The sequence below is a fragment of the Streptomyces venezuelae genome, from assembly GCF_008642375.1.
Lineage (GTDB): Bacteria > Actinomycetota > Actinomycetes > Streptomycetales > Streptomycetaceae > Streptomyces > Streptomyces venezuelae_G.
The window spans coordinates 7431787-7448860 of the sequence record NZ_CP029194.1 but is presented as its reverse complement, the minus strand read 5'-3'; the positions used below and the strand labels follow the sequence as shown (position 1 = coordinate 7448860).

15 protein-coding genes are annotated in these 17074 nt (G+C 73.7%); 6 read left to right on the top strand and 9 right to left on the bottom strand.

Features of this window, described 5'->3' with window-relative positions:
* Positions 1-20: 20 nt before the first annotated feature.
* Positions 21-4265 (bottom strand): trypsin-like peptidase domain-containing protein, encoded by a 4245-nt coding sequence (locus tag DEJ46_RS33965; protein WP_150272500.1) that lies wholly within the window; start codon positions 4263-4265, stop codon positions 21-23.
* Between the two features lie 17 nt (positions 4266-4282).
* Complete coding sequence (locus DEJ46_RS33960) at positions 4283-4630, bottom strand: CU044_2847 family protein (protein ID WP_150272499.1); 348 nt, start codon at positions 4628-4630, stop codon at positions 4283-4285.
* A 203-nt stretch (positions 4631-4833) separates the two neighbouring features.
* Here DEJ46_RS33960 and DEJ46_RS33955 point away from each other — a divergent pair, with 203 nt between their 5' ends.
* Positions 4834-5241 carry a CoA-binding protein gene (locus DEJ46_RS33955; protein WP_150272497.1) on the top strand — a complete coding sequence of 136 codons (408 nt, stop codon included), beginning with the start codon at positions 4834-4836 and terminating at the stop codon, positions 5239-5241.
* A 72-nt stretch (positions 5242-5313) separates the two neighbouring features.
* On the opposite strand, the gene DEJ46_RS33950 is transcribed toward DEJ46_RS33955, so the two are convergent.
* Both DEJ46_RS33950 and DEJ46_RS33945 read right to left on the bottom strand, forming a co-directional pair.
* A complete protein-coding gene (locus tag DEJ46_RS33950) occupies positions 5314-5877 on the bottom strand; it encodes a YbaK/EbsC family protein (protein ID WP_150272495.1) in 564 nt (187 codons plus the stop codon).
* A 44-nt stretch (positions 5878-5921) separates the two neighbouring features.
* Positions 5922-6494, bottom strand: coding sequence for a helix-turn-helix domain-containing protein (locus DEJ46_RS33945; protein WP_150272493.1), 573 nt, complete (start codon positions 6492-6494; stop codon positions 5922-5924).
* 111 nt (positions 6495-6605) lie between these two features.
* Here DEJ46_RS33945 and DEJ46_RS33940 point away from each other — a divergent pair, with 111 nt between their 5' ends.
* On the top strand, positions 6606-7469 hold the full coding sequence (locus DEJ46_RS33940) for an EamA family transporter (RefSeq protein ID WP_150272491.1): 864 nt from the start codon (positions 6606-6608) through the stop codon (positions 7467-7469).
* A gap of 37 nt (positions 7470-7506) precedes the next feature.
* On the opposite strand, the gene DEJ46_RS33935 is transcribed toward DEJ46_RS33940, so the two are convergent.
* Positions 7507-8262, bottom strand: coding sequence for an acyltransferase (locus DEJ46_RS33935; RefSeq protein WP_150272489.1), 756 nt, complete (start codon positions 8260-8262; stop codon positions 7507-7509).
* Positions 8263-8395: 133 nt separating this feature from the next.
* On the opposite strand from DEJ46_RS33935, the gene DEJ46_RS33930 reads away from it, so the two are divergent.
* Complete coding sequence (locus DEJ46_RS33930) at positions 8396-8923, top strand: gamma carbonic anhydrase family protein (RefSeq protein WP_150272487.1); 528 nt, start codon at positions 8396-8398, stop codon at positions 8921-8923.
* 127 nt (positions 8924-9050) lie between these two features.
* On the opposite strand, the gene DEJ46_RS33925 is transcribed toward DEJ46_RS33930, so the two are convergent.
* Positions 9051-9704 (bottom strand): DedA family protein, encoded by a 654-nt coding sequence (locus DEJ46_RS33925; protein ID WP_150272485.1) that lies wholly within the window; start codon positions 9702-9704, stop codon positions 9051-9053.
* Between the two features lie 66 nt (positions 9705-9770).
* The gene (locus DEJ46_RS33920) at positions 9771-12314 is read right to left on the bottom strand and encodes a glycoside hydrolase family 3 C-terminal domain-containing protein (RefSeq protein ID WP_317852204.1); all 2544 of its coding nucleotides are present in this window, start codon (positions 12312-12314) and stop codon (positions 9771-9773) included.
* Between the two features lie 211 nt (positions 12315-12525).
* Between DEJ46_RS33920 and DEJ46_RS33915 the strand changes: the two genes are divergently transcribed.
* A complete protein-coding gene (locus DEJ46_RS33915; RefSeq protein ID WP_150272484.1) occupies positions 12526-12963 on the top strand; it encodes an NUDIX domain-containing protein in 438 nt (145 codons plus the stop codon).
* A 96-nt stretch (positions 12964-13059) separates the two neighbouring features.
* On the opposite strand, the gene DEJ46_RS33910 is transcribed toward DEJ46_RS33915, so the two are convergent.
* Positions 13060-13521: a DUF4442 domain-containing protein gene (locus DEJ46_RS33910; protein ID WP_223835315.1), complete on the bottom strand. Its 462-nt coding sequence runs from the start codon at positions 13519-13521 to the stop codon at positions 13060-13062.
* A gap of 82 nt (positions 13522-13603) precedes the next feature.
* Here DEJ46_RS33910 and DEJ46_RS33905 point away from each other — a divergent pair, with 82 nt between their 5' ends.
* Both DEJ46_RS33905 and DEJ46_RS33900 read left to right on the top strand, forming a co-directional pair.
* On the top strand, positions 13604-14746 hold the full coding sequence (locus DEJ46_RS33905) for a hypothetical protein (protein WP_150272482.1): 1143 nt from the start codon (positions 13604-13606) through the stop codon (positions 14744-14746).
* Between the two features lie 86 nt (positions 14747-14832).
* Complete coding sequence (locus DEJ46_RS33900) at positions 14833-16194, top strand: MFS transporter (RefSeq protein WP_150272480.1); 1362 nt, start codon at positions 14833-14835, stop codon at positions 16192-16194.
* Here the strand turns inward: DEJ46_RS33900 and DEJ46_RS33895 are convergent.
* Positions 16156-17001 carry a spermidine synthase gene (locus DEJ46_RS33895; protein WP_150272478.1) on the bottom strand — a complete coding sequence of 282 codons (846 nt, stop codon included), beginning with the start codon at positions 16999-17001 and terminating at the stop codon, positions 16156-16158. The two genes, DEJ46_RS33900 and DEJ46_RS33895, sit on opposite strands and share 39 nt — an antisense overlap.
* Positions 17002-17074 lie beyond the last annotated feature (73 nt).

Sequence of the window (17074 nt, the reverse complement as noted above, 5' to 3'; positions counted from 1 at the left end):
CAGGCCCCTTCCCCGTCCCCCTACCCGCACGCCTCGGCGAACTCGTCGCTGTCCCCGGCCCGGTCCCTCTCCGCCGCCGTCGGTCCGCGCTGGGCGAGCGCGCAGAGCCGCTCGATCGACGCCTCGGCGTCGAGAGGCACGGTGTAGGGGCGGGACCCCTCGACCGCGGTGATCCGCTCGCCTGTCGAGTTCGGCGACAGCGTCGTGTCGAAGCGCACCCAGTAGCGGTACCGCATGGTCTTGTCCCGGGTGTCCCAGACCACTTGCTCACCGGCGCGGGTCACCGTGTGCAGGGTGTCGCCCCTCTCGTCGAGGAAGCGGCCGAGCGCGTACACGCCGTCGTCGGTGAGCGTACCCTCCCATTCCTTGCGCTCGATGTCCCAGATCCGGACGGATCCGCCCGCGTAGTGGACCGCGAGTCGTTTCCCGTCAGGGGAGACGAGCACACCGCGGACGGATTCGCCGTGGTCCCCCCGCGCGATCCACCGGGTGTACTCGCCCGTGCCGAAGTCCCAGCCGCCGACCTCGCCGACGGTCCGCACGACCGCCTTGCGCGTGCCGGGCACGGCGGCGCCCCAGGTGCCGGCCGCCGCGCCGGCGAGTGCCCACTTCTCCTGTTCCGAGGGCCGGTAGGGCCTGCCGTCCTGCTTCCCCGTGTCGAGGTTCCAGCGCGACATGTAGGAGAGGCCCGAGATCACGGCGTGCCGGTCGTCGGCGAAGGAGGCGCCGATCCACGACGGGGTGAGCCCGGTCAGCGGATCGGGTCCCTTGGCGGTGAGATCGGGCGGGGCCGGCAGCTCCAGCTCGTGTTCCATCCTGAGGGTGTGCGTGGTGCCGGGTCCTGACGCACCTTCGGTCAGCCGCCAGACGAGCATGCTCCGCCGGTCCTCGGTGACGGTCAGGACGTTGGAGCCGTCGGGACTGAAGGAGGTGTACGAGCGGGCCAGCGGTTTCGGCGACCGGGCGAAGCCCATCAGCGCACGGGTCTTCAGGTCCCACAGCTGGAGCACCCCGCCCGTGGCGTCGACGACCGCGAGGCGCCGGTGTTCCCCGTCGGCGGTGCGGAAGCCGCTGAGGAGGACGTTGGTGTCGAAGGAATCCGGAGGACGGACCCGCACGGTGACGATGCTTCCGCCGACCGCGACGGCGGCCCGCAGATCGTCCGGCGGGCCGGTGAGGGCCACCGCCGGAAAGCCGTTCCGGCCCGTGACGGAGGCGTCCTCGGGTGCGGGGGACGGCGCGTCGAACGTGCCGGGCCGGCCCTTCTCCAGGTCGATGACGAGGAAGCGCATCCGGCCGAGGTCGCCGCCCATGCGGCCCACCGGGTTGACGAGGTAGCGCCCCGTGGCGTCGAGCCGGGGCACGTGGAGCGGGCAGACCTCCACCGTCGTGGTGGTGTACGTGTGCGCGCGCCGCGGCTCGCGGCCGAGCCGCCAGACTTCGAGGGTGCCCTGCGCGGTGCAGGTCACGAGGGTGCGGCCGTCGCCGCTGACGGTCGCGGAGGCCGCCGCCCGCTCGCCCCAGGGCCGCTTCGGCGCTCCCGTCGCGAGGTCCCAGGCCAGCAGGCGGCCGGGCGCGTCGTCCGGGGCCGCACCGGCGGGCACGATCCGGCTCACGACCGTGTCGTCCGCCCCGAACCACGCCTCGACCGCGTCCCAGCCCTTCGGCGGGGTCAGCGTCCGGCCGACGCGGCCACCGTCGGCGGTGCGCCACACGAGCACCCCTTCCTGACGGATCGCGGCGAGGACCCGGTCCCCGGAGCCGTCGAAGCGGAGGTCTCTCGCTGGGCGCGGGTTCTTCTTCGCGGCCACGGCCCCGCGCAGCGGGACGGACCGCACCTTCGCCCCGTGGTCGAAGGCCGCCTCCTCGGACGCGTGGACACCGAGGGACATGACGCCCCATCCGCTCGACCTCGCCATGACACGGCCGTTCGGTGAGACGGCGAACCGCGCGTTGTCACCGGTACGAGTCCGGGCCCACGGCTCGGGCCGTTCGACGTCCGCCGTGCGCAGGTCGAGCTGGATGACGTCACCACCGTCCACAAGGGCGTACAACTGCTCACCGGAACCGGTGAAGGAGAGGGCCCGGACGTCGGAGCTGCCCTCCATGACGACTCGGTCGACGTCTCTCATCCGCAGATCCTGGGCGATCAGCGTCGAGCGGGCCGGCTGCCGGTCCGCGGCGCGGAAGGCTCCGACGGCGAAGAGCGACGACGCGGTGAGGGACACTCCGTCGAGCGAGGCCGCCTGCTGGGCCAGCCGGTCGGAGGTGAGCCGCCGCTGCTCCGCGACCATGCCCCGGTAGAGGAACGCCCCCACGACCAGGGCCAGGGAGGAGACGACGGCGACGATCGCGGTGAGCTGCCTCACCCGTCGGGCGCGGGTGGCACTCCGGGCGGCCTCCAGGCCTCTGCGATCGCGCAGTTCGCCGCTGCGCCGGATGAACTCGCGGTCGTCCTCGGTGAGTTCGTGCCCCCGCTCGGCGAGCCGTTCCTCGGCGAGGGCCAGGGCGGGATCCTCCAGGAGGTGGCCGTCGGGCCGGCCCTCGCGCCGCCAGCGCTGCCCGTCGTAGCGCAGGGTGCCCAGCCATTCCAGGAAGGCACGGTCCTCGGTGAGCAGCTCGGTGAGGGGGCGCCAGTGTGCGATGAGCGCCTCGTGCGCGAGCTCCACCGTCTCGCGCCCTTCCTCGTCCACGCCGAGCACGAGGATGCGGGAGCCGGCCAGCGCGCGGGCCACGGCCCACCGTTCCTCCCCCGCGTCGCGCCGGAGCAGCCGCGCCCGCAGCGCGGTGCGCGTTCCCGGCGGGATCCGCACCAGTGCGCGCAGCAGGCTTCGCGCGGCCGGCGAGTGAGACCCGCCCTGTATGTCGTCCCAGGCCATGTCCGCCCGCTCGCCGAGGGCGCTGCCGACGCCGCCGAGCCGCTCGTAGACGTCGAACCGGAGGCGTCCGCCGCGGCGCTGCTCCCAGAGGGTCTCCAGGAGGAACCCGAGCAGGGGCAGCGCCCCGGGCCGCCCGACGGTGTCCTCGACGATCCGGGCCGCGAGGCCGGCGGCGTACTCGACGCCTGGTATCCCTTCCAGCGGTCGTACGACGGCGTCGGAGAGCTGCCGCGCGGCCATCGGCCCCAGCTGGTGCGCGGGCGCGCCGCCGACGAGCCGGCCCAGTTCGGGGTGGCTGAGCATCGCGTCCTGGAAGTCGGAGCGGACGACCGTGAGCACCTCGGTACCGGGGCGCGCCGCGGCTTCCAGGAGCTCGCCGACGGTGTCGCGCAGCTCGCCGTCCGGCAGGGTGAGCAGGGCTTCGGCCTGATCGACGGCCACGACCACGCGCCGGTGTCCGGCGTCCGGCTTCGGGGCCGACGGCAGGGCGAGCCGTCGTCCGGAGACGGCGCGCACCAGGACGACCTCGACGCCCTGTTCCCTGAGGCGCGGTACGACGCCGGCCATGAGGACGGAGGACTTGCCGGACCCCGAGGGTCCGGTCAGCGTGACACAACCGCTCGGTCCGCCGGCCGCCAGGAGGCCGAGGACCGCGGCGATGTCGGCGTCCCGGCCGAAGAAGTCCCGGGTGTCGTCCTCGGTGAAGGCGTGCAGGCCGGGGAACGGGGAGCGTGGGGCGAGCAGTCCGGCGAGTTCCGGGAGCTGCGCGGTGATGGTGCGCGTCGGGATGCAGAAGCTCTGGCCGCCGATCCGGGAGGCGGTCGCCGTGACGACGCCCACCACGGCCCCTGTCGTCTTGTCCCACACGGCCGCGCCGCTGAAGCCCGGGCGGATCGGGTCCGAGGCGCCGTCCGGGGACATCTGCAGCCAGCCGACGCCGGTCCGTCCGTGGAGCGTGGCGGTGTGCCAGCCGCCCTCGGCGACGCTGTCGGGCAGCCCGAGGACGAGGGCCCGGTGCGCCATCGTCGAGGGCGGGTCGGCCATGACGACGGGACGCCCGCCGGGCAGGGCGCCTCCGAGGCGGAGGACCGCGAGATCGCCCCGGCCGTCCGGGTGCTCGGGCACCCAGTCCCGGGTCAGTGCCGTGACGGACTCCGCGTCGCTGTGGGCCTGGAGCAGCCGGACGTCCAACGGGGTCCGTGGTGGCTCGGCGTGTCCGCGTGGCAGTCCGGCCGCGTCGGTGACGACATGGGCGCAGGTCAGGACCAGCCGCGGAGCGATCAGGACGCCGACTCCGGCGACGCCCGCCGGGCCGGTGATCCGCACCGTGGCGGCGGCGAGCGCCTCCTCGGCGATCTCGTCGTGGGAGGGGGGCCGCTCGGTCATGGCTCGTCCGCTCCCGCTCAGCCGGCCCGGCGGGAGATGTCCGACCAGTTCAGGGTGACCGTGAAGTTCGCCTCGGTCCCCGTCGTCGCGATGACGACGTCGGCGCCCGCGGTGAGGGAGATGCCGAACTCCAGGCCGATCTCGTCCGGGGGGTTCTCCATCCGGGCGAAGCGGGACACGAAGCTCTCCGCGACGGGCCGCACCGCGTCGAGCATCTGGTCGAGCGTGCGCGAGGCCTGGACGGCGGCCCGCGCACCGCGGCCGACCCGGGTGACCGCCTCCGCGTCCTCGGTCTCCCTGATCCGGACCAGGACCGGCTCGTCGCCGGGCCGTCCCGTCGGCACCTGCACCGTCACTTCGGCCATCGTCTGCGCACTCCCGTCCTCGTCGGTCACCCGTCCGACACGACCTGACATCGGAGAGAGCGACGCAGTCAAGGCGATTTGACGCCAACAGCCTTACAGAACAGTCATGTTGGCGAGCGGGAATCCCACCGCGACCGTGTCTGTTGAAGACGTCGACGGCGCCAGGGCGGCGCCGTCGATCCACGGCCCTCAGGAGGCAGCGCGTGCACGGCACACCGGAGACCATCCGCCAGATCCTCACCCAGAGCGGCGACACCTGGGCGGTCGTCGGCCTGTCGTCGAACCAGCGACGGGCCGCCTACGGAGTCGCGGCCGTCCTCCAGCGTTACGGCAAGCGGATAGTCCCCGTACACCCGAAGGCCGAGACGGTCCACGGCGAGAAGGGCTACGCCTCGCTGGCCGAGATCCCGTTCCCGGTCGACGTCGTGGACGTGTTCGTGAACAGTGAGCTGGCCGGCGCGGTCGCCGACGAGGCGGTGGCGATCGGCGCCAAGGCGGTCTGGTTCCAGCTGGACGTGATCGACGAGGCCGCCTTCGCCCGGACCCGCGAGGCGGGGCTCGACATGGTCATGGACCGCTGCCCGGCCATCGAGATCCCCCGCCTCGGCTGACGGGGCCGCGAGGACTCTGGGGGCCTGGGAGCCACACGGACCGCAAGGGCCACACCGGCCGCCCGGGCCGCCTCAGGCGACCGGGACGCCGAGGCCCTCCAGGACGACCGCGCCGGGGAGTTGGGCGAAGGCCTTCCCCGGCATGATCAGCTTGCCGCGCCGGCGGCCGCTGCCGACGAGGACCCACTCGGTGTCCACGACGGCGGCGTCGACGAGGAGGGCCCAGTCGGCCGGGAGTCCGACGGGGGTGATGCCGCCGTACTCCATGCCGGTCTCGCCGGTCGCGGTGTCCATCGGTGCGAACGAGGCCTTGCGGGCGCCGAGGTGCTTGCGTACGGCCCCGTTGACGTCGACCCGGGTCGCCGACTTCACGACACAGGCGGCCAGGGTCGTCGTCTCGCCCCGCTTGCCCGCGACGACCACGCAGTTGGCGGACGCGTCGAGCAGCGCGGACCCGTAGTGCTCCACGAAGTCGGCGGTGTCGGCGACGTCCGGGTCGGTGTCCACGTACACGAGCCGATCGGCCGGTACGGCGCCGTGCCAGGCACGGACGGCGGCGGCGACGGGGCCGGTCAGCTCGGCGAGGCAGTCGGCGGCGGGGCGGGCGTTGGCGAAGTCTCCGACGGGTGCGCGCATACGCGTCACGCTAACAACCCGCTTCCGGGTCGTGGACGTCCGTCTCAGCGTGCGGGCGGGATGGAGACGGCCATCGTCATCTCGACCGTCTGGTCCCCGTCGTTGCGGTAGGTGTGCGACACGTTGGCCTCGAAGACCGCGGACGTCCCGGCCGGCAGGGAGTGCTCCACCCCGTCGACGACGAGGGTGAGGACTCCGGCGGAGACGTGCAGGAGCTCGGTGGTGCCGTCCGGATGCGGGTCGGAGTCGCTTCCCTCGCCCGGCACGAGGGTCCAGGACCAGAGCTCCAGCGGCCCGCGGGCCTCGGTGCCGACCAGGAGGGTGGTGTGGCTGCCGGTGGAGGTGGACCACATGCGGACGGCCTGGTCGGGCGGGACCAGCCGGACCTGAGGACCCTGCTCGTAGTCGAGGAGCGTGGTGATGGAGACACCGAGCGCGTCCGCCAGCTTCACGGTCGTGCCGACGCTGGGGTTGGTCCTGGCCTGCTCGATCTGGATGATCATGCCCCGGCTGACCCCGGCCCGGGCGGCGAGCGCGTCCAGGGTGAAGCCCCGCTCCTTGCGCCAGCGCTTCAGGTTCCGGGCGAGCGACTGCGTGAGCTGATCGAGGTCCGACACATTCCGTCCAATATTCTGAATGACAGAGTTCAATGAACTGAACTACGGTGGGCTGCACCCGACTGTTCACTGCACTGTACTGCGTGCTGCCGCACGCGACTGCGAGGATCCATGACCGCCCTGTTCGCCCTGGCCACCGCGCTGCTCTGGGGCCTCGCCGACTTCGGCGGCGGACTGCTCACCCGCCGGATCCCGGCCCTCACGGTCGTCGTGGTCTCCCAGACCCTCGCGGTCCTCGTCCTCGGCACCCTGGTCCTCGCGACCGGAGCCTGGACCGAGGCGGGCCCCCAGCTCTGGTACGCGGTCGGGGCCGGCGTCGTCGGCCCGGCGGCCATGCTCGCCTTCTACAAGGCACTGGCCCTCGGCCCCATGGGCGTGGTCTCGCCGCTCGGTTCGCTCGGCGTCGTCGTCCCCGTCTCGGTCGGCCTGATCCTCGGCGACCGCCCCGGGCTCCTCCAGCTCGCGGGCGTCGTCGTGGCGATCGTCGGCGTGACCCTCGCGGGCGGCCCCGAGCTGCGCGGCGCGCCCGTGCAGCGCCAGGCGGTCCTGCTCACCCTGTTCGCGGCCTTCGGCTTCGGCTCGGTGATGGCCCTCATCGCGGAGTCCTCCACCACCGTCACCGGACTGTTCCTCGCCCTGCTCGTCCAGCGCGTCACCAACGTCCTGGTGGGCGGCGGCGCCCTGTACCTCTCCGTGCGCCGGGGCGGCCGGGCCCTCCCCGACGGCGGCCCCGCCGTCATCCGCGCGGCCCTCCCCGCCCTCGCCTTCGTCGGCCTCGCGGACGTCGCGGCCAACGGGACGTATGCGATCGCCGCCCAGCAGGGACCGGTCGTCGTCGCGGCGGTCCTCGCCAGCCTCTACCCGGTCGTCACGGCCCTGGCCGCGTTCGCGGTCCTCAAGGAACGTCTCCGCCCGGTCCAGGCGGCCGGTGCGGCCCTCGCCCTCGGCGGCACGGTCCTCCTCGCAGCGGCCTGACGACCCAGCCCACGCAGCCCACGGAGCGGGACACGGCCTACGAGGACGTGCCCGCCTGTTCGACCTCCCAGGCCGCGAGCGCGGCGAGCTGTTCCGAGGTCACGTGCTCCGGGATCGGCTTGGGGGCCGGGGTGCGCAGCGGCGGCTGCCAGCCCTTCTCCGGGTCCCAGCTGCGGACGATCCTGGCCGGGGCGCCGGCCACCACCGAGTGGTCCGGCACCTCGCCGCGTACGACCGCGCCCGCGGCGACGACCACGTTCCGGCCGATGCGCGCGCCGGGCAGGATCACCGCTCCGGTCCCGAGCCAGCAGCCGGGCCCGATGGAGACCGGCTCCGAGCGGGGCCACTGGCGGCCGATGGGCTCGTCGGGGTCGTCGTAGCTGTGGTTGGTCGAGGTGATGTAGACGTACGGGCCGCAGTAGGTGTCCGAGCCGATGGTGACGGTCGTGTCGGCGATGACGTGGCTGCCGCGCCCGAGGACCACCCCGTCGCCGAGGGTCAGGACCGTCTCCGTGCCGAGGTCGAGGCCCGGCAGCATCCCCGCCGTGAGGGTGACCTGTTCGGCGATGATGCAGCACTCGCCGATCTCGATCCACGGCTCGCCGAAGACCGTGCCCTGCGGGAACGCGAGCCGGGTCCCCGCGCCGAGGCGGCGGAAGCGCAGCTTCCCCGGGTGCTCGGCGGTGACGGAGCCGGCCTGCTGCGCCCAGCGCCAGGCACCCTGCACGGCAGCGGCGACGGCCCTGCGCCGCCAGGCGGCGAGGGATGAGAACGTGTTTCTGTTCCTGGGCACCCGGCCACGGTAGTCGGCGCCGTCGTGCCTGATCACCGCGGTGCGCTGTGATGTCGGTCATGGGCACCGCATAGGGTGCGCCCGGGGGCCACCCCCGGGCGTGACACGAAAGCTGAACGATCAGGAGCGAACCATGTCAGAGGCGTTGATCAAGGGTGTGGGCGGTAAGGAGCCGCAGATCGACCCGACCGCGTTCACGGCCCCGACCTCGGTGGTGCTGGGCGAGGTGACCCTCGGCGCCCGCGCCAACATCTGGTACCACACCGTGCTGCGGGCGGACTGCGGTCCCATCGCGATCGGCGAGGACTCCAACGTCCAGGACAACTCCACGGTCCACGTCGACCCCGGTTTCCCCGTCTCCATCGGGGCGCGGGTGACCGTCGGCCACAACGCGACCGTGCACGGCTGCGTGATCGAGGACGACGTGCTCGTCGGCATGGGCGCGACGGTCCTCAACGGGGCCCGGATCGGTGCGGGTTCGCTCGTGGCCGCCCAGGCCCTCGTTCCGCAGGGCATGCAGGTGCCGCCGGGTTCGCTGGTCGCCGGCGTCCCGGCGAAGGTCCGCCGCCCGCTCACCGAGGAGGAGCAGGCGGGCATCAAGCTGAACGCCGAGGTGTACCTGCACCTCGCCAAGAGCCACGCGGAGGCCTTCGCGGACTGAGCCGTACGGTCACGGTCCGAAGGCGAAGGAGGGCGGCACCCCCTGCGGGTGCCGCCCTCCTGTCCGTCTTCCCGGCCGTTGTCCCGGCCGTCTTCCGGGCCGTCTTCCCGCCCGTCTTCCGTCCGGATCAGTCCCCGACGGCGACCGGCTCCGGCTCCGCGGCCTGGGGCCGCTCCGCCGCCGCCTTCTTGGCACGGTTCTTGATGATCAGCATCGAGGCGACGCCGATCACCACGGCGAGGACGAGTCCCAGCCAGGAGAAGCGCTTGAGCCAGGCCTCGGCGACGATGCCGACCGAGTAGACGACGGCCGTGGTGCCGCCGGCCCAGAGGATGCCGCCGAAGACGTTGGCGACGAGGAACTTCCAGTACGGCATGTGCAGGACGCCCGCGAGGGGCCCGGCGAAGATGCGCAGCAGGGCGATGAAGCGGCCGAAGAAGACCGCCCACATGCCCCACTTCTCGAAGGAGCGCTCGGCGAGGGCGATGTTCGCCTCGCTGAAGTGCTTCGGGAACTTCTTCCCCAGCCAGGCGAGCAGCGGCCTGCCGCCCTTGCGGCCGATGGCGTAGCCGATCGAGTCGCCGATGATCGCGCCGGCGGTGGCGCAGGCTCCGAGCACCCACGGGTTGATGTCACCGTGCTGCGAGGCGAGCAGCGCCGAGCTCACGAGCACGATCTCGCCGGGCAGCGGGATGCCCAGGCTCTCGAGCCCGATCACCACGCCCACCAGCGCGTAGATCGCGACCGCCGGGATCGTCTCCAGCCATTCCTGCACGTGCAACGCGGTTCCTCCCGTGTCGGCCGCCCGGCGTGCACCGCGTCGGGCACGCCGGGGCAGCCTACCCGGTCAGGAGGGGCGGACCTCGACGCCGAGGGTGAGGCCGGGGTCGGCCGAGGAGGAGCCGACGCGGACGGTCCGGCGGCCCGTGCCGAGGAGCCAGCCGTGCCGTGCGGTGTCCCAGGAGGACAGACTGCGGGCGGTGACGTGGACGGTCACCCGCCGCCGCTCGCCGGCCGCGAGCTCCAGACGGCGGTAGCCGGCGAGGGCGGAGCGCGGCTGGTCGATGCCGAGGGCGGTGAGGTCCGGGGAGGGACCGAGGTAGACCTGGGCGACCTCGACGCCGTCCCGGCGGCCGGTGTTGCGGACGCTGAAGGTGACGTCCAGCCCCTCCGGGGCGCCGGGGGCGACGGTCAGGTCCTCGTACCGGAAGGTCGTGTACGAGAGGCCGTGCCCGAAGGGGTAGAGCGGGGTGACGCCTTCGGCCTCGTACCAGCGGTGGCCGACGTGCACGCCTTCCCCGTACTCCTCCACTCCGCCCTCGCCCGGGTAGCGGCGCGGGTCCCCGGCCGTGGGGTGGCGGTCCTCGGCCGCCGGGAAGGTCTGGGTGAGGCGCCCACCGGGGTCGGCGTCGCCGAAGAGGACGGCCGTGGTGGCGGCCGCGCCCTCCTGCCCCGGGTAGTACATCTGGAGGACGGCGGCGGTCCGCTCCCGCCACGGCATGGTGACGGCCGACGAGGTGTTGAGGACGACGGTCGTCCGGGCGTTGGCCGCGGTCACGGCCTCGATCAGGGCCTCCTGGTGGCCGGGGAGGGCGAGGGTCGCGCGGTCCTGGCCCTCGGTGGCGTCCTCGTAGGCGAAGAGCACGACGCTGTGCGCGGCGCGCGCGGCCCGGACGGCATCGGCCAGGTCGGCGGCCCGGGTGGCCCCGGTGACGGCGCGGAGCCGGAAGGTCTGTCCGGCGGGGCCGCCGCGGGCGGTGACGGTCAGCTCGTGCGCTCCGGCGGTGAGGCGCCGGGTGGCGCGCCGGACGTGGAGTCCGTCGGGCGCGCGGCCGAGGAGGCCGCCGACGAAGTACTCGGCGATGCCCTGTCGGACGGGGAAGAGCTCGGTGCCGTCGAGGGTGACGGTGGGCCGGGGGCCGCTGTAGTGGACGAGGAAGGTCCACTCGTCGGGGTCGGTGGCGGTGAGCGTGGCCGTACGGGTCCAGGTGGCACCGGCGGCGACGTCGACGCCCTCCAGGTCGACGGACGGTGTCAGCGGCGGCAGCGGCCGCCCGAAGAGGTCCTCCCCCACGGCGTAGGCGACGGAGGCGTCCTCCCCCGCCCTGGCGCGGATCGCGTCCAGGGGGCTGGGCGCCGCGTCGGGGACGACATGGGCGCTGCCCCCGCCGCTGACGAAGGGCACGGAGGCCGTGGGCCCGACGACGGCGAGGGAGCGGGCGGCCCGGTCGGTGAGGGGCAGGGCCCCGCGCTCGTTGCGCAGGAGGGTCGCCCCGGCGACGGCGACCCGGAGGGCGAGCCGGGCCCCGGAGGCGGCGTCCCTGGCGGGGCGCACCGGAGTGTCCTCCAGGAGCCCGAAGCGCTCGCGTACGGAGAGGATGCGGCGTACGGCGCGGTCGACGGCGGCCTCTTCGATCCGGCCCGCGCGGACGGCCTCGCGCAGGGCGGCGCCGTAGCGGGAGCCGCCGGGCATCTCCATGTCGAGTCCGGCGGTGAGGGCGGGGCCGGTGGAGTGGACGGCGCCCCAGTCGCTCATGACCCAGCCGTCGAACCCCCAGCGGTCGCGCAGGATCCCGGTGAGCAGGGTCGCGTTCTCGGTGGCGTGGACGCCGTCGACCTTGTTGTACGCGGCCATGACGGCGCCCGCGCCGGCGGCCACGGCGGCTTCGAAGGCGCGCAGCTCGGTCTCGTACAGGGTCTGTTCGTCGGCACGGACGTCGACGGTGGTGCGGTCGCGCTCCTGGTTGTTGAGGGCGAGGTGCTTGACGGTGGCGACGAGGCCTTCGGCCTGGATGCCGCGGATCTCCTCGGAGACGAGGTCGGCGGTGAGGAGCGGGTCCTCGGAGAAGGTCTCGAAGTTCCGTCCCGCGTACGGGGTGCGGATGAGGTTGGCCATGGGGGCGAGCAGGACGTCCTGGCCGAGGGCGCGGCCCTCGCGGCCGATGACCCGGCCGTAGGCGCGGGCGAGGCCGGGGTCGAAGGCGGCGGCGAGCATGACGGGCGCGGGGAGGGCGGTCGCGGTGCGGCGGACGCGGATGCCGGCGGGGCCGTCGGCGAGGCGGAGCGGCGGGATGCCCAGCCGGGGCACTCCGGGGACGTGGCCGGCCTGGCCGAGGCTCGCGGGGTCGGCGGCGCCGTGAAGGAGGGAGACCTTCTCGTCGAGGGTGAGCCGGGCGAGGAGGTCGTCGACCCGGCCGGCGGGCGGGGCGGTCCGCGGGGGCCGCGTGCCGGCCGTCGCGGGTGAGGCGGCGACCGCGAGGGCGGCGCCGCCGGTGAGCGCGAGGAGCAGCGCCCGCCGGGAGAACCGCGGGCCGCGCCGACGCGCCGGAAGGGGAAGCGCGGCTGCGGGTTCCGCCGGGGCGGCGGGGGCGGGTGACGGTTCGTCGGACACGCGGCGGCTCCTCGGCACGGGGTGCGGGCCCGGCCCGGATGCGTCCGTGCCCTGACCGCACTATGCGTGACGGGATGTCCGATTCCCCGTCGGCGGCCCGGAACACGACCGTCCGGGCACCCGAAGGGCCCCCCGGGCGCCTGCGGCGGAAGTCGATCTTGGTGTAGCTAGAGTGCTCGCCTCGGTCTGTTCATACGGGAGGGGCAAGACCATGGATGATCGCGCGCAGCTTCGAGTGTCCGCGTACGCCGTCGCGGTGGAGGACGACCGGCTGCTCCTGGCCCGCCTGTCGGAGGCGTCGCCGGTCTTCACTCCGGGGTTGTGGCACCTGCCGGGCGGAGGGATAGACCCGGGCGAGCAGCCCGTGGAGGCCCTGGCCCGCGAGCTCCGGGAGGAGACGGGACTCGAACTCACCGACGCCCGGCTGCTCGACGCGCGGACCTACGCCGTCCAACGGGGCGGCGTGGACTGGCACCTCACCGCGCTCTTCTACGCGGTCGGCCTCAAGGCCGGGGCGCCGGCCGTGGTCGAGGTCGACGGTTCGACCGACGCGGCGGCCTGGGTCCCGCTGACGGACCTCCAGGACTCCATGCTGTCCCCGGCGGCCGCGGACGCCCTTCGCCTGCTCGACTCCGCGGCGGCGAAGTGAAGACCCCGCTCACCGCGGTTCGTTGAGGACCGCGGCGACCCCCGCCTGCGGGGGTCGCCCGGCCGACGGCGAGGGACCCCGCCCCCGCCGCTCCGCTCACTTCGCCGGGTTGTGGGGGCGCAGCGTCCAGAGGACGGTCATCTCGCCGGTCACGGCGCCGTCCTCGCGGGTGATGTCGATCCGCACCGGGAACTCCGGCCGCTGTCCGGCGTCGAGTTCGGCGACGACCTCGGCCACGGGGCGGCCCAGGGTCGCGGTGGCGGTGACGACGCCCATGGCCAGCTTCTTGTAGCCGATCTCGGCGCTGACGGCGAGCGGCACGGCGCGGGTCAGCTGGTCGCCGAAGGCGGCGAGCACGATGGCGCCGCTGGCGGACTCGGCCAGGGTGAACATCGCTCCGGCGTGCGGGCCGCCGACGTGGTTGTGGTAGGCGGGCTGGTCCGGCAGGCGCACGACGGCGCGCTCGGCGGTGGTCTCCAGGAACTCCAGGTTGAGGGTTCCGGCCATGGGGACCGTGGCGGCGAGCATCTCGCCGACGGTCATCTGGTCTGCGCTCATGGCCGTTATGTTACCCGCGGGTAGCACCCTTGGCCATCCCTCTCGTGGCCCCGCCGCCGCCGCACCTCTATCGTTACTGGCCATGTGGCCAGGACAGCAGCCGCCCGGGGGCGAGCAGAACCCGCAGGACCAGAGTCAGAACCCCTACCAGCAGTCGGGGTACCAGCAGCCGAACCCGTACCAGCAGCCGCCGGCCCAGCCCGGTTACCAGCAGCCGCCGACGCAGCCCGGGTATCCGCAGCAGCCCGCTCAGCCGGGCTACCCGCAGCAGGGGTACGGCCAGCAGGGCTACCCCCAGCAGCCGGGGTACCAGCAGCCGAATCCGTACCAGCAGCCGACCGTGCCGCAGTACGCGGTCCCGGGCCAGGGAATGGGTCCGGGGCAGCCCGGGGCGCCCGGCCCGGGCGGCGGCAAGAAAAGAACGACCCTCATCGCGATCGTCGCCGCGACCGCCGTGGTCGTCGCGGCGGGCGTCACCGGTTTCCTGGTGCTCTCCGAGGACGACGACAAGAAGCCGGTCGCCGACGACAAGAAGCCCTCCGTCTCGGCGCCGCCCTCCGCGGCACCGTCCGAGGCCGGCGAGCCCTCCGCGCCGCCGCTCGACAACCCGCGGGACGGCGCGGCCCAGCAGCCGACGATCCCCGGCTGGAAGGTCGTCCACAATCCCAAGTACGGCACCTTGTTCGACGTACCGCCCGAGTGGGAGGTGCTGAAGCCGGGGATGATCACCGCCTTCGAGGACGAGAAGAAGAACGACGGCATGCCGCTCATGACGATGTCGAGCCCCAGCGTCCTGAAGAGCAAGTGGTGCAGCTACGACACCGACAAGAACGGCACCGATTCGAACTGGTCCCTGAGCACCGCGGGCACCAAGGGCGGCCAGGGCGCCAAGAGCACGTCCGAGGCCGCGCGCGGCGAGGCCGGTTCCTGGGTGTGGGGCGGCTACGCGCAGCACATGCCCAAGGACACCATCAAGATCAGCAAGCCCGTGCCGTACACGACGGCGTCCGGGCTCACCGGCAGCATGGCGACGGCCACGGCGCCGGGCGTGAAGAAGCGCAACAAGTGCGAGTCGGACGGCAAGTCGATCGCGTTCACCTTCAAGAACGCCAAGGGCGACTTCACGTCGTGGGTGCTCTACGGCGCCGACGGCGTCAAGGACGAGCTGCCGGACGCCACCATGAAGAAGATCCTCTCCACGGTCAGGCTCACGTCCGCGTCCTGACCTGACGGTGGGAACCCCCGTACGGCGTTCCCCACCGTCCGGATATCGGTTTGGCAGGAGGGGGAGGCGACAGGGATAGTCCCGGGGTGAACAAACCCGCCGCCTCCCCCCGCCGTACCCCCTTCGCCTCCCGGCGGCCCGAGTGGGCGGGCCGCAACTACGTCCTGCTCACGGCCGCGACGGTGGTGACCAACCTCGGCGCGCACGGCGCGCTGATCGCCACCACGTGGGCGGTCTTCGAGAGCGGGGGCAGCGCGGGCGACGTGGGACTCGTCGCGATGGCCCGCTTCCTGCCGCTCGTCCTCTTCCTGCTCATCGGCGGGGCGGTGGCCGACCGGATACCGCGCCACCGGGTGATGGTCGCGGCCAACGCCCTCAACTGCGTCTCGCAGGCCGTCTTCGCCGTCCTCGTCCTCTCGGGCGACGCGCAGATCTGGCAGATGATGCTGCTCACCGCCCTGTGCGGCGCCGGGCAGGCCTTCTTCAACCCGGCCGCCGAGGGCATGCTCCTGACCAGCGTCACCGGCGAGCAGGCCGGCCGGGCGTTCGCCGTCTACCGGATGGCGATGCACGGCGCCGGAATCGGCGGCGCCGCGCTGGGCGGCGCGCTCGTCGCCTTCGTCGGGCCCGGCTGGGTCCTCGCGATCGACGCCCTCGCCTTCGCCGTCGCGGGCGGGCTGCGGGCCTTCCTCGATGTGAGCGGCACCCCCGAGCGGGCCCCGAGCGGCGGTCTCCTCGCCGATCTGCGCGAGGGCTGGCAGGAGTTCGTCGGCCGGCCGTGGCTGTGGTCGATCGTCGCCCAGTTCTCGGTGGTCGTGGGCCTGATCGGGGCTGTCGAGGCGGTCTTCGGACCTCTCGTCGCCCGGGACGAGCTGGGCGGCGCCCGCCCCTGGGGCATCGCGCTCGCCGCGTACGGGGTGGGAACGGTCGCCGGCGCCGTCCTGATGACGCGGTGGAAGCCGCGCAGGCTGCTGTTCGTCGGCACGCTCTGCGTCTTCCCGATAGCGCTGCCCTCGGCGGCACTCGCCGTACCGCTGGACGTGGTGGGGCTCACGGCCGCCATGTTCATCAGCGGCATGGCGATCGAGGTCTTCGGCGTCTCGTGGATGACGGCCCTGCACCAGGAGATCCCGGAGGAGAAGCTCTCCCGGGTGTCCGCCTACGACTGGTTCGGCTCGACCGCCCTGCTGCCGCTGTCCACGGCGCTCGCGGGCCCGGCCGAGAGCGCGTTCGGCCGGAGCGAGGCCCTGTGGGGCGCGGCGGCTCTGATGGTGTTCGTCACGGCACTGGTCCTGCTGGTGCCCGACGTACGGAACCTGACCCGTCGTCCGCACTCCAAGGAGGTCGCGGGCACGGCGCCGGATAAGGCGTCGGCGCCGGAGGCGATGCCGGCTCCGGCTCCCGCCCTCTCAGCCGATACCGAAGGCGCCCTCGGGCGGAACGGGTGACGGTACGGCCCCGGCGTCCAGGACCGGTTCCGCGTCCCCGGTGAACCGGTCGAGCGTCGCTCCGTGTTCCACGCGCGCGGGGAAGGCGTCCGCGGCGGCCCGCCGGGCGAGGTGGGCGAGGTCGATCTCCCGGGCGGAGGCGACCAGGACCGCGTTCCCGAAGCGCCGGCCGCGCAGCACGGCCGGCTCGGCGACGAGGGCGAGCTCGGAGAAGACGGCGGCGAAGGTCGCGAGCTGGGAGCGGAGGAAGGCGAAGGGCGCGCCGTCGGCCAGGTTGGCCGCGTAGAGCCCGCCGGGCCGCAGGACGCGCCGGACCTCCCGGGCGTACTCGATCGAGGTGAGGTGCGCGGGCACCCGCGAGCCGCCGAAGACGTCGCCGACGATCAGGTCGGACGAGGCGTCCGGCGCCGTCTCCAGCCAGCGCCGGGCGTCGGCGCCGTGCACGGCGACTCCCGAGCCCTCGGGCAGCGGCAGGTGCTCGGCGACGAGGGCGAGCAGCTCCCGGTCCGCCTCCACGACGTCCTGGCGCGAGCCGGGCCGGGTGACGGAGACGTACCGGGGAAGGGAGAGCGCCCCGCCGCCCAGGTGCAGGACGTCCAGCGGTTCGCCCTCGCCTGCGGCGCCGTCGACGACATGGGCGAGTCTGCGCGCGTACTCGAACTCCAGGTACGCCGGATCGTCGAGGTCGACGTACGACTGGGGCGCGCCGTCGACCGTCAGGAGCCAGGCCCGCTCCCGGTCCACGTCGGGCATGAGGCGCGCGGTGCCCTGGTCGACCTCGCGGATGACGGGGATGTGCTCGTTCACGCTCTCATTGTGCCGGGGTGGGAGACGTCGACCACGGACGGGTCGGGTCCGGACGGCCGGACCCAGGCGGGGG